Genomic DNA, 13,837 nt, shown 5'->3' on the forward strand with positions numbered 1-13,837 from the left:
TCCTGCAAAATAGCAAGATAATAGAGCTACTATCATTTTACTATAATTACACCTTTATTTCTAACTTTTAGCCCTAATGATTTTAATTTTTTGCACTTTTTTTTATATTAAACACTAAAAATGATCGTTTTTTAGTTAACTTAATCAAATTAAGCTATTGCCGCACTACATATTTATAATTAAATAAAAAACAGCTTACATTACCAATAGTAATGTAAGCCGCTATTTTATTGATTTTTTAATAATTTTTTAAGCTCTTCAACTTTATCTAATTTCTCCCACGGCAAATCTAAATCGTCTCTGCCAAAGTGACCATAAGCAGCTACATTCTTATAAAGTGGGCTTCTTAAGTTGAGTTTATCTATAATAGCCTCAGGGCGCAAATCAAAAATTTTATTAATTGCCTCTTGCAATTTTTTTTCACTAACCTTACCAGTACCAAATGTATCTACCATTATTGATACTGGGTTAGCTACTCCAATAGCATAAGCTATTTGCAATTCGCAACGCTCTGCTAAACCTGCTGCTACAATATTTTTAGCAACATAACGGGCTGCATAGGCGGCAGATCTATCTACCTTAGTGGGATCCTTACCAGAGAATGCTCCACCACCATGACGTGCCGCTCCTCCGTAAGTATCTACTATTATTTTACGACCAGTTAAACCACTATCTCCCATTGGTCCACCAATTACAAAGCGACCAGTAGGATTTATAAAATACTTTGTATTTTCATCAAGCAAGTTATGTGGTACAACCTCTTTGATTATTTTTTCAATTATATCTTTTCTAATTGTTTCGTTTTCTACATCAGGCATATGTTGAGTTGATACAACTACTGTATCGATACGAACTGGTTTATATCCCTCATACTCAACAGTTACTTGGGTTTTACCATCTGGCCTTAAGTATGGAATGGTTTTTTGAACACGAGCATCGTGCAATTTACGTGCTAAGTTATGAGCTAAATAAATAGGTAGAGGCATAAAGGTTTGTGTTTCATTACATGCAAAACCAAAAATTAAACCCTGATCTCCTGCACCCGTTGTATACTTATTCATTTCATCTTCTCGTGCCTCAAGTGCTTGATCTACACCTACAGCAATATCTGGTGATTGTTCATCAATTGCAGTAACTACTGCACATGTATCACCATCAAAACCAAACTTAGCTCTAGTATAACCAATATCCTTTATGGTTTGGCGTACAATACTTGATATATCTACATAACATTTAGTAGTTATTTCCCCTCCAACAACTACCAAACCTGTTGTAACAAATGTTTCACACGCTACCCGAGCCATTTTATCTTGAGCTAAAATAGCATCTAAAATAGCATCTGAAATCTGATCTGCAACTTTATCAGGATGACCTGCAGTAACAGATTCTGAGGTGAATAAATATCTACCTCTATTTCGCAAACCAATCATCTCCTTCATGAACTAGATTATTATATGTTTGCAATTTCCCTAGTACTTATACTAGTTCACTTAATAATAAAAGTCAATAATTACTGTAAATAATTCCTAATTAGTTCATTTTTAGTTCATAACTTTTACTAACTTTTATTCTCTAATTTATTTTAAATAAAGTAAGTATAGTGATGCGCCTAAGATATGTAATTTAATTTAAAAAAGGCTGACACGAGGTCAGCCATCGAAATAGTTATTATAGAATTAATTTTAATGGGTTATATTTATACTAATCATATTAACTATATTATTTATAACTAGCTATAATTAATTACTACCATCTTCAATAATATCATTATTATTTGACTCATCAGCAGTAGTATCCTTTTCATTTTTTTCAAGATAAATAGCTTCATCTATAAGTACAACTGGTTTATTTTTTATGGGTAAACTAATCATAATACTATCGGTTACTTCATCCCATAACACTTCAAATCCCAAATGTTCACTAACATCACGTGTTGGTATAAACGTACGAGAGTTAAATATTAACATAGGTACTGATAGAGTTATTTTTTTAACCTCTTTTGAATTAGCAACAACCATGATATTAGAGTTTTCTCGTAGTACTACAGTTGTATCTCCATAAACCATAGTTACAACGCCAACATCATTAACACGCTCGAAATAGAATTTTACACCAAGCTTTTCTAATAATCTTATGGACATTAAGGTAGTAAATGGACCTTTCCTAAAGGTTGTTTGGGCATTAAATTTATGTAAATCCTCATTTACAGTAAAACTATTACTGCCAATTATAGTTTTTACTTTGGTTTGTCCATAATATAATAGATTCATTTCCTTATATAATTCTTCTCGTAACAATACTAATGCTTTATATAATTCATTTACATCATTCATTTGTTTAGCATAAATATTATCTAAACCGTTTGCCAGAACTTCCATATTATAATTAATTCGTTCAATTTCACTTTTAATCCAATTATCATTATACGTTGTTTTGCTAACATGGTATTGAGGTCGTAAGTTGTTGAGTCCCTCACCATTAATATATACCTGTGAATGTACCCCTGTATCTACGTTTATATTAGACTCATCTCCAGTATCAACTCCTACATTAGATTCATTGCTGTCAACGTTAATATTGGTATTAACTTGGTCAGCAATATTGGTAATTGTAGAGTTTAAGATACTTTCACTGCTAACATCCTCTGATTCATCAGCATAGGCAAAACAAGGGCAAAGAACTAAAATTAGTGATATACTAATTAAAAGCTTATGTGCTATTTTTTTTATTATAAACACCTCTTTTTAAAGCAAGAGCAGTAAAACTACTCTTGCTTTTTATTTATTGTAATTTTATGAGGTAGCAATTTGCTTTAGCAAATCGCTTAATTTTACCTATTACTTTCTTGTATCAATTAAGTAAGATTTAAAGCCAATATCTACACCATCTACTACATATTCTTTTTGGCCGTAAATTAATTCACTTCCATCACTATTTGATTTGTACTCACCATTTATCCAAACAGATTTTCCTTTACCTTCTGCTGTGAGTTCAGCATATCCTGTAAAATTATTGCTACCCGCATCTGTTCTAATAAAAGCCATAGTCTGTTTATTTTTTCTTGAGTTTAAAAAGGCATTACCATATGAGTACTCTGCCATTCCACTACCTTCAACAGTAACTTTACTATATGAGTTATTTTTGCTAACAATAACTTTACCAAATGAGTAATTGCATGCAGTAGCTTTAAAATTATTTCCTTCTGCATATAGAGTTCCTTGACCCAAATCTTCGGTAACCTCTTTACCACTATTATCTAATTTATTAGAAATACACGAATAGTAAGAACTTTGTTCATTACTTTTAATTTCATTACCTGTACTAATGGCACCATCACCACCATCAACATTCATAAAGTTAATTATGCTACCCTTTTTAGTTATAAGGTCATTTCTAATAAAAGCCTGCTTACCATCGTTATACTCAGTATCACAAACCATACTATTATTCACAAACTCTAATCCCTTGCTTATTCCATTAATAAAGCTTCCTTTAAAGGATCCTTGAATAATATCTCCTTGGCTTTCAAATATGTTTTTAGCTTTTTTACTATTTCCCTTAAACATCTCTGTGTGAACAGATGCATTTAATCCTGAATAATCGACTTGGGCTGAAGCCCCAGAGAAACTAACACTGTGACTTCCATTTTCACCTGCATATGAACTTGATCCATCAATAGCACCCGCATATGCTACAGAGCAAAACATCATCAATACTAGGCCTAATACTGCTAATTTTTTCATTTATACTCTCCTTAAAAACTTATAGAATAATTGCTTACATCTTGCACTTATGTGCTTTTTATGATAACCCCCTTTTCATTTATTAGTAAACACCAATCTATTATTTGCCAATAGCTCTATATTTATGTGAAATTCTAGACTATATAATAACTGGTGCAAAATCATTTAACCATATTGCACTAAACAAAACTAAAGAATGTTGTCGCTTCAATTTTATGGTTTAATTTTACAAATTTGTTGATTTAACAATGCTTTTAATGTATTTTTAAGGAGAATAAGAGCTGTAATTTTTGTTTAAAGTAAGTTGCTGACGAAAATAAAAAAACGCTAACTTTTTTATGTTAGCGTTTTTTGACGACGAATGTAGTTACAAGACACTACTTGGCATTAAAAAAATTGTTCCACATTTCTAAATAGCTATCTTTATTATAAATTGGTTTGTAGTTTTCTACTACTTGTTCTGCTTTTTCAGCGTTATCTATTAATAAATCTATCACTGTCATTGCCATAGCTTTTGCTCCAGCAACGTAAGCTAATTCTTCATCAACAATTTCATAGTGTTTTGAATGTGCTATGCCATCCACACCACCAATGTAAGGATGTATTGCTGGTATAACATGCATTATATCACCAATATCAGAAGATCCTGCACCATGTCTATTTAATTCTGTAACAGCTTCATCACCTAAAACAGTACTTAGGTTTTCTTTCATTAAACCACCCATTAAAGCATTATTGTTGCGTGGCAAATAACCAGGTATTTCAGTAATTTCAACCTCTGCTCCTACTGCCATAGCACCAGCCTTTAAGGCTCTGTTAACTTTAGCACTAGCATCTACAATAGCATCCATGCTCTTGCCACGCACATAGGTCTCCATAACTACTTCTGCAGGAACTATATTAACTAAGTCCCCACCCTTAGTAATAATGGGATGTACTCTTATATGGTCACTATCCTGAAATGTTTCTCTATTAGCATGAATAGCCATCATACCTACCATAGCAGCATTAAGAGCATTAACACCTTTATGAGGAGCTCCACCAGCATGGGCCTCTACCCCTTTATAGGTAACCAATTTACCAACAAAGCCATTACTAGTACCTCCAACTAACGCTTTAATACCATCTTCAGTGGAGGCACTATGATACATCATTAACATATCTACATCTTCAAGCTCGCCTAAGGCAATCCACTCTTGTTTACCACCTAAAAATTGAATTTTGCCTTCTTCTCTTAACTTTTGGCGATATCCTATTTCTACATACTCTTCTGCAGGAACTGCCATAAAAGAAACATCACCATCTAATTCAGACATAACTCCACTTTTAACTAAACCAATTGCTGCTCCTAACATTCCTGCAATTTGAGCATTATGTCCACAAGAATGGGCTGCACCTGTTTGTGGGTCAGCATGAGGATGGTCAGGGCAAACAACTGCATCAAGTTCTCCCATAACAGCTACTTTTAATTTGCTTTTTCGGCCTTTTACATCAGCTCTCACGCCAGTTACACCAATCTTATCACGGTATTGTATACCTAAATCTCCAAAAACACGTTTAACAATATCAGCAGTTCTAAACTCTTTGTAACCTAGCTCAGGGTGAGAGAAAATATCATTTCCGATAGCAATAATTTCATCCTTATGGTTCTCTATAACTTTACAAACCTGTTGCTTTAACGTTTCTTTATTCATAACTATCCCTCCCAATATATTGTGTTAGTAACTTCGCTAAATGATCTAATATTCCTGTATTCTAAATAAATTTTATTAGGCTGTTTGAAATCATAAATTAAAAGTTATTAAATTTTAAAGCCTGACCCCATTTTGTTTAATAAAAAAGACCGCTGATTTGATCTCAACAGTCTCTTCTGTTTATTTCTTTTTTGCAAATACTTTATTTATTATTTCAATAAAGTCATCGTTATTTTGAGTAAATCTTAGGTTTTTTAGTATCTCTTGAATATTATCTATTGCGTTATCTGGATTTAACGATCTTCTTAACTTCCACATTGTTTTTAGTTCATTATCGTTAACCAGTAATTCTTCTCTTCTAGTACCAGAGCGTAATATATCTACGGCAGGGTAAATTCTACGTTCGGCTAACTTACGTACTAAATGTAACTCCATATTACCAGTGCCTTTAAATTCCTCGTAAATAACATCATCCATTTTACTTCCTGTATTAACAAGTGCTGTTGCAATTATTGTTAAACTACCGCCATCCTCTATATTACGTGCGGCACCTAAAAAACGTTTGGGTCTGTATAAAGAAGCAGGATCTAAACCACCAGAAAGGGTTCTACCACTTGGGGCAACTACTAAGTTACTTGCACGTGCGAGTCTTGTAATACTATCTAAAAGTATAACTACATCTCTGCCGTGCTCAACAAGTCTTTTAGCACGCTCTATAATCATTTCGGCAAGTTTTAGATGATTTTCGGGTCTTTCATCAAAAGTAGAAGCTAATACCTCACAGCGAGAGCTTACTGAACGCTCCATTTCAGTAACTTCTTCTGGACGTTCATCAATCAGCAATATTATTAAGTGCGCCTCTGGATTATTTATTTCTATACTTTTTGCTATACTTTTTAGTATTGATGTTTTACCAGCCTTAGGAGGAGATACGATTAATCCTCTTTGTCCTTTACCAATAGGACTTATTAAATCTATTAAGCGAGTTGAGATATCATTATCGGCTCTACCAAGCTTCATACGAATATCTGGATGAATTGGGGTCAGGTTTCTAAAGTCTATTCTTCTGGCAGCTCTATTGGGATCATCACCATTTATTGCTTCAACATATAATAAAGCATAGAATTTTTCATTTTCTTTTGGTGGACGAACTTTACCAGCTACATAGTCACCTGTATGCATACTAAATCTTCTAATTTGAGAAGGAGAAACATAAATGTCTTCAGAACTAGGCAAGTAATTTATTGGTCTTAAAAAGCCAAAACCATCTTGCAAAATTTCTAAAACCCCCGATGCAAATATAGACCCATCTTTCTCAACAGTTGCTTTTAAAATCTCAAAAACCAATTCTTTTTTTCTTAGTCGAGAATATCCTTCAATTGTTAAATCACGAGCTATATCAATAAGCTCCTGAATATTTTTTTGTTCTAACTCACGTATATGCAAAATATAACCTCCTGGGGATTTAAATAAGTTTGGCAAGAAATCTTGGATAGAATATTAGCAGGAAGTAAAGCTATATTTAAAATATAGCTTTACTTTATTGCAAAAACTAAATCTTACATCCTTATATTATTAATAATTTATAGATATTTAAGTTAATAAACCTTACACAATATTATTATATATGCATTGTCTATAGAAATAATAGCCAAAAACTAGAGTTATTATTCCTTTTATTTAAAAGAAATCTTTTATTAATGGCTTTTTATCTAAAAAGTGAGTTGCATTAATAAACCGAATTGTTCCTGTTTTAGATCTCATAACTAAAGTATGGGTATGAGCTCCTCCACCAAAATAACGAACACCAGTTAACGACTCACCGTCTGTAATTCCTGTTGCTGCAAATACTACATCATCACCTTTTACCAAATCATCTAATGTTAAAACCATTTGAGGATCTTTAAGTCCCATAGATTTACATCTTTCTAGTTGTTTATCATCATCAGGAACTAATCTTGCTTGCATATCTCCACCCAAACACTTTAGAGCGGCTGCTGCTAAAACTCCCTCAGGAGCTCCTCCCTTACCAATTAACATGTCTACACCTGTGTTATCTAACGCAGCTGCAACTGCTGGAGCAACATCTCCATCAGTAATTAATTTGCAACGGGCACCTGCCTCTCTTACATCTCTTATTATATCTTGATGGCGTGGTCTATCTAGTATAACAACTGTTAAATCACTAATTTTGCAGTTTTTTCCTTCTGCTAATGCCGTTAGATTTTCTTTTACTGAGGCATCTAAGCTAATTTTACCTTTACCAGCTGGTCCCACACATATTTTATCCATATACATGTCTGGAGCATGTAGTAAACAGCCTTTTGGCGCTACAGCCAAAACTGCAATGGCGTTAGGTTGTCCTTTAGCTACTAAATTAGTGCCTTCTAAGGGATCTACAGCAATATCTACTGCTCCGCCTTTACCACTTCCTACTCGTTCACCAATATATAACATTGGGGCTTCATCCATTTCACCTTCGCCAATCACAACTGTACCGTCTATATCAACTGTATCAAACATAGCTCTCATTGCTTTAACTGCGGCATCATCTGCCGCAATTTTATCACCTTTACCCATTAAACGGCCAGCAGATATAGCTGCAAGCTCTGTTACACGTGCTAATTCTAAGGCTAATTGTCGATTCAATTAGATTCTCCCCTATTCTACTTATTTAATTTTTGCCAGTCAGCTAAAAACTTTTTAATTCCAATATCAGTAAGGGGATGTTTTATCATCTTATCTAATACCTTAAAAGGAATTGTTGCAATATCAGCTCCAGCTAATGCCACATCTGTTACATGCATAGGGTGACGAATGCTAGCAGCTATGATTTCACACTTTATTTCATGTATTGAAAACATCTGTGCAATTTCATTTACTACTGTCACACCGTTATAACCAATATCATCAACCCTGCCAACAAATGGACTAACATAAGAAGCCCCTGCTCTTGCTGCTAACAGTGCTTGATTTGCTGAAAAAACTAAAGTAACATTTGTTTTAATATTTTCTTTGTTTAATATGGCAACAGTTTTTAAACCCTCACTAGTCATTGGTACTTTAATAACTATATTAGGAGAAATTTTAGCTAATTCTCTTGCTTCAAGTACCATTCCTTCGGTATCTTCAGCAATTACCTCAGCACTTATTGGGCCCTCAATAACTTTACAAATTTGCTGTAAAATTTTAAAAGGTTCTCCACCCTCTTTGGCTAACAAAGATGGATTGGTTGTAACACCTGCAACATAACCATACTGATAAGCCGTTTTTATTTCATTTATATTTGCAGTATCAATAAATATACGCATTAAAACAACCCCTTTCTAATGTTAGCTTTATCTATTATTAACATCTATTATTACTTCCAAACAATCTAATTTTTTCTCTAATAATTTCCTTCATAGCTATTTTTGCAGGAGCTAAAATTTTACGAGGATCATATACCTCTGGATGTTCTGCAATGTACTCTTGAACACCTTTAGTAAATGCTTGACGAATATTTGTGTCAATATTTACTTTGCATACTCCTAGCTCAATGGCGCGTTTTACAGCCTCTTCTGGCACTCCAGATGCACCATGTAATACTAATGGGGTATCAACTAAAGCTCTTATTTGCTTTAATCTTTCAAAATCTAATTTTGGTTCACCTTTGTAGGCACCATGTGCGGTACCAATAGCCACAGCTAAGGCATCAACATTAGTTTTTTCACAAAAAATCTTGGCCTCATTAGGTACAGTAAAAGTTGCTTCTCTTTCACTTACTGTAACATCATCTTCAGTTCCGCCAATTTTACCTAACTCTGCTTCAACAGTTACGCCCATTGGATGAGCAACCTCAACTACCTTTTTAGTGATAGCTATATTGTCTTCAAATTGTCTTTTTGAACCATCAATCATTACCGAAGTAAAACCTTTGCGTAAACAAAGCATTACTTGATTAAAATCAGTACCGTGATCTAAATGCATAACAATAGGTATATCTGCAGTTTTTTCAGCCGCACGAACTAAGCCCATTATGTAGTCTATACCAGCATACTTTAAAGCACCTTGACTTGCTTGTAGAATAACTGGGGCTTTCTCTTCAACTGCAGCTTCAATTATAGCCTGCACAATTTCCATGTTGTTTGTATTAAATGCTCCAACTGCATATCTATTTTTTTGGGCATCTTTTAATATTTCGTTTAATGTAACAAAAGACATAACATAAATCCTCCCAATAACTTTTATCACCTATGATTATAACGCAACTTTCCTTAAAACCCAATTCATTAAGAAAAAAAACACAGTTTCTATTTAAAGAAACTGCGTACCCTACAAAAATTATGCCCTGGCTAAAGTATTTTTATTTCCCAAACACTCATTTATTGTCTCTAATAAGTTTGTGATATTGAATGGCTTAGTTATACATTTGTATAGGTTTGGACACTTTAGTTCTTCTGAACAAAAACCTTCATTAAAAGCTGTTATCATAATAGCTGGAACTTTAATTCCATTGTTGCTCATTCGTTTTAACGTAGACGGACCATTTAGTTGTGGCATTTTATAATCAATTAAAATTAAATCTGGCTTAAATTCGGCCGCAACTTTACAGCCTACTATTCCATTAGCAGCTTCAGAAATAGTAAACCCATATGCCCCTAATATTTCTCTTAATAACATCCTTATGCCAGCATTATCATCAATAATCAGCACACGATATGAGTACAATATGTGCCAACCCCCGTCTTTATACTGCATTACCACTATTTGATATATAATATATTCTATTCATTATTTAAAACTCCTTTATCTAAAAACTAAATAATAAATAAAATATTATTATATTATGACAATTTTCATCATAATATTTTATTTTTTTTTATAAAGTATTACAAATTTTTAAGTATTCTTTAGTTTCGTACATTTCCTGTTGAAATTGCTTCTTCTAAAACAGCCTTAGCTACCTTGTTTGCTACCCGTTTATCAAAGGCATCAGGAATTATATATTCAGCAGATAACTCTTTTTCAGTTATTATTTCTGCAATTGCCTTAGCAGCAGCAAGCTTCATTCCCTCTGTTATTTTAAGGGCTTTCGAGTCTAATGCACCTCTAAATAAACCCGGAAAAACTAATACATTATTAATTTGATTAGCAAAATCAGAACGACCAGTACCTACTACCAAGGCACCACCTTTTATTGCTTCGTCGGGGTATATTTCTGGAACTGGGTTTGCCATAGCAAAAATTATGGCCTTATTATTCATTTTTTCTACCATTTTAGCAGTTACTAAGTTACCTCTAGATACACCTATAAATACATCAGCATTAACTAAAGCATCTGCCAGACTTCCTTTTTGACAATCTTTATTAACCTTTTGAGCTAAATTCTCTTGAGAGGCATTATTGCTTTCATCACCAGGATAGACAATACCTTTATAATCTACTAGAGTCATATGTTTAACACCCGCAGATAAAATAAGGTTAGCAACAGCAGCTCCAGCAGCACCTATACCATTAATAACTACTTTAACTTCTTCAATTTTTTTATTTACTACTTTTAAGGCATTAATTAAAGCAGCCAATACAACTACTGCCGTACCATGCTGGTCATCATGAAAGATAGGAATATCTAATATTTCAGTTAATTTTTTCTCTATTTCAAAACACCTTGGAGATGCTATATCTTCTAAATTAATACCACCAAAGGTTGGTGCCATGTTAACTACAGTGTTAACAATTTCATCTACATCAGTTGTGTCTAAACAAATGGGAACAGCATCTACATTCGCAAACGCTTTAAATAATGCAGCCTTACCTTCCATTACAGGATAAGCGCCAAGTGGACCTAAATCACCTAATCCTAAAACAGCTGTGCCATCTGTTACAACAGCAACTAAATTTCCTCTATTTGTGTATTTATAAACCGCCTCGTTATCTTTGGCAATAACTCTGCAGGGCTCAGCAACTCCTGGAGTATATGCTAAGCTTAAATCGTCTTTATTTTCAATAGCTGCTTTAAGCGAAATCTCTATTTTACCTTTATTATCTTCATGTAATTTAAGTGCGCGTTGCTTTAAATCCACAATAATTTTCCCCCTTTATATTAACCGTACCCATCGTATCTTAATTTTACTTTTCTTACAAGGCTTTAAACTACACTATTAAAAAATTATAGTTCAGATTTAATAATATTTTACTAAGCAAAATCTTTTTAATTGATTTAGCTTAATGTTGCCTTACATTTAGTTCTTTATGCAGGATTTTAATCATTAACCATGAATTTATAATTATACTATATAACAAAGGAGGAGAATTATGAAAAAGTTACGTATGGATAATGTTATAGAGAATTATCATGGTACAAATATTGCTGACCCGTTTCGTTGGTTAGAAGATCCCCAAAATCAAGAAACTATTAATTTTATAGACAATCAATTACAAGAAACTCGTGAATTTTTAGATAACAACTCGAATAGAGTAGCTATAAAGGAGAGAATTACTGAGCTTTGGAACTACGAAAAATTTAGTGCTCCTTATAAAAAGGCAGGTTATTATTATTTTTCTTATAACGATGGCATGAAAAATCAACCTTTACTTTATAGATCTAAAGGTTTAGATATTCATCCAACTAATGCTGAACTAGTTTTAGACCCTAATAGCTTTAGTAATGATGGAACAAAAGCTTTAAGTTTATATTCAATTAGTCCTAATGGAAAATATATGGCATATTGTGTTTCTAATAGTGGCAGTGATTGGCAGACTATAAAAGTAATGAGTTTAGATACAAAAGAGTTATTACCTGATACTATAGAGTGGAGTAAATTCACACCCTTACCATGGCTACCAGATAGCTCTGGCTTTATGTATTCACGTTACCCTAACCCTGCTACAGTTGCTCCAGAGGATAGCAGTCGGTTTAATAAGGTTTATTTGCATAAGTTAAATACCGAGCAGCAAGCAGATAACCTGGTCATAGAAGATGTGAAAGATAAAAATAAAAGCTTTAGACCTCAAATTTCAGAGGACGGCCAGTATTTATTTATGTACGTTGCCAAAGGTTCGGCCTCTGGTAATATGATTTATTGCCGAAAGTTAGCTGAAAACACTGAAATAAAACCTTTAATCGCTGTTGAGAAAACTATTTCTTCATTTTTAGGCAACGATGAAAATATTCTATATTTTCTAACTAATATAAATGCCCCCCGATTCAAAGTTATTGCTATAGATTATAATAATCCTGAGCAGGAATACTGGAGAGATATTGTTGCTGAAGGTTTAGATGTTATTGATAATGTTATTATGATTAAAGATCATTTTGTTACTGCAACCTTACATGATGCTTATTATCAAATAATTATCTACAATAAGCTTGGTCAATTAATTAAACGTTTAGATTTACCTACATTAGGTGCCATAACTGCCTTAAGTGGTAAAAGCGACAGTAATATATTTTATTTTAGTTTTTCCTCCTACTTATACCCAAACACAGTATTTAAAGTAGATGTTGAAAATCCGGTAGTTAAGGTGCAATGGAAACCTAAAATGAACTTTAATTTTGAGAGTTATGAAACTTATCAGGTTTTTTATGAGTCAAAAGATGGCACAAAAATCCCCATGTTCATTAGTCACAAAAAGGGTTTAATAAAAGACAGTAATAATCCTACATTTTTATACTCCTATGGTGGCTTTAATGTACCTAGAATACCTGAGTTTAAGGTTCCTGATTTAGTTTGGATGGAGCGTGGTGGTATTTTTGCTGTTGCTAACCTACGAGGTGGTAGTGAGTATGGTGAGCAATGGCATGAAGCAGGCATGTTAGAGAAAAAGCAAAATGTTTTTAATGACTTTATTAGCGCTGCTGAATATCTTATAGCAGAAAAATATACTAGCCCTAAAAAGTTAGCTATTAAAGGCAGAAGTAATGGAGGTCTATTAACGGCGGCTTGTATGTTACAGCGACCTGATTTGTATGGAGCTGTAATCTCACAAGTACCAGTTATTGATATGTTAAGATACCATAAATTTACTGTTGGACGTTTTTGGATTCCTGAATACGGAGATGCTGAAAACAATGCTGAACACTTTAGGTTTATGTACCCTTATTCACCACTGCATAATGTTAGATTTGGTACGGTTTATCCTCCACTTATGATTATGACTGCAAAAACTGATGACCGTGTAGTGCCTGCCCACTCATTAAAATTTGCTGCCACAATGCAAACCGTTAATTTAGGTAATAATCCTATTTTACTTAGGGTAGAGTTTGGAGCTGGTCATGGTTTAGGTAAACCAACCCACTTATTAATAAATGAACAAAGTGATGTATATGCTTTTATTGATAAAATGCTAAACAGTTAATATAAACTGTTAAAAAAACATAAATAGTACCTTAGTTAGCAAACTAAGAGGCTGTGCATA

Annotated in this window: 11 protein-coding genes; 1 reads left to right on the forward strand and 10 read right to left on the reverse strand. The window is 33.3% G+C overall.

Translation table 11 applies throughout. From position 1 onward, the window contains the following. Nucleotides 1-227: 227 nt before the first annotated feature. The 10 genes from metK to IMX26_RS10895 form a co-directional block, all read right to left on the reverse strand. Nucleotides 228-1,421 carry a methionine adenosyltransferase gene (gene metK / locus IMX26_RS10850; RefSeq protein WP_243259101.1) on the reverse strand — a complete coding sequence of 398 codons (1,194 nt, stop codon included), beginning with the start codon at nucleotides 1,419-1,421 and terminating at the stop codon, nucleotides 228-230. A gap of 318 nt (nucleotides 1,422-1,739) precedes the next feature. Beyond that, nucleotides 1,740-2,738, reverse strand: coding sequence for a copper amine oxidase N-terminal domain-containing protein (locus IMX26_RS10855; protein ID WP_195158408.1), 999 nt, complete (start codon nucleotides 2,736-2,738; stop codon nucleotides 1,740-1,742). A 99-nt stretch (nucleotides 2,739-2,837) separates the two neighbouring features. Next, nucleotides 2,838-3,743: a hypothetical protein gene (locus tag IMX26_RS10860; protein WP_195158409.1), complete on the reverse strand. Its 906-nt coding sequence runs from the start codon at nucleotides 3,741-3,743 to the stop codon at nucleotides 2,838-2,840. 377 nt (nucleotides 3,744-4,120) lie between these two features. After that, nucleotides 4,121-5,437, reverse strand: coding sequence for an amidohydrolase (locus IMX26_RS10865; protein WP_195158410.1), 1,317 nt, complete (start codon nucleotides 5,435-5,437; stop codon nucleotides 4,121-4,123). A 180-nt stretch (nucleotides 5,438-5,617) separates the two neighbouring features. Further along, nucleotides 5,618-6,883 carry a transcription termination factor Rho gene (gene rho, locus IMX26_RS10870; RefSeq protein ID WP_195158411.1) on the reverse strand — a complete coding sequence of 422 codons (1,266 nt, stop codon included), beginning with the start codon at nucleotides 6,881-6,883 and terminating at the stop codon, nucleotides 5,618-5,620. A 234-nt stretch (nucleotides 6,884-7,117) separates the two neighbouring features. Next, the gene (gene glpX, locus IMX26_RS10875; RefSeq protein WP_195158412.1) at nucleotides 7,118-8,086 is read right to left on the reverse strand and encodes a class II fructose-bisphosphatase; all 969 of its coding nucleotides are present in this window, start codon (nucleotides 8,084-8,086) and stop codon (nucleotides 7,118-7,120) included. A 17-nt stretch (nucleotides 8,087-8,103) separates the two neighbouring features. Then, nucleotides 8,104-8,748: a fructose-6-phosphate aldolase gene (fsa, locus tag IMX26_RS10880; protein WP_195158413.1), complete on the reverse strand. Its 645-nt coding sequence runs from the start codon at nucleotides 8,746-8,748 to the stop codon at nucleotides 8,104-8,106. 37 nt (nucleotides 8,749-8,785) lie between these two features. Further along, nucleotides 8,786-9,640 (reverse strand): class II fructose-1,6-bisphosphate aldolase, encoded by an 855-nt coding sequence (locus IMX26_RS10885; RefSeq protein WP_195158414.1) that lies wholly within the window; start codon nucleotides 9,638-9,640, stop codon nucleotides 8,786-8,788. Nucleotides 9,641-9,760: 120 nt separating this feature from the next. Then, nucleotides 9,761-10,147, reverse strand: a complete 387-nt coding sequence (locus tag IMX26_RS10890; RefSeq protein ID WP_195158415.1) for a response regulator — start codon at nucleotides 10,145-10,147, stop codon at nucleotides 9,761-9,763. A gap of 182 nt (nucleotides 10,148-10,329) precedes the next feature. Further along, the gene (locus IMX26_RS10895) at nucleotides 10,330-11,502 is read right to left on the reverse strand and encodes an NADP-dependent malic enzyme (RefSeq protein ID WP_195158416.1); all 1,173 of its coding nucleotides are present in this window, start codon (nucleotides 11,500-11,502) and stop codon (nucleotides 10,330-10,332) included. Between the two features lie 232 nt (nucleotides 11,503-11,734). On the opposite strand from IMX26_RS10895, the gene IMX26_RS10900 reads away from it, so the two are divergent. Next, a complete protein-coding gene (locus IMX26_RS10900; RefSeq protein WP_195158417.1) occupies nucleotides 11,735-13,777 on the forward strand; it encodes a prolyl oligopeptidase family serine peptidase in 2,043 nt (680 codons plus the stop codon). The last annotated feature ends 60 nt before the right edge of the window (nucleotides 13,778-13,837 follow it).

This window comes from Clostridium sp. 'deep sea', from assembly GCF_014931565.1.
Taxonomy (GTDB): domain Bacteria; phylum Bacillota; class UBA994; order PWPR01; family PWPR01.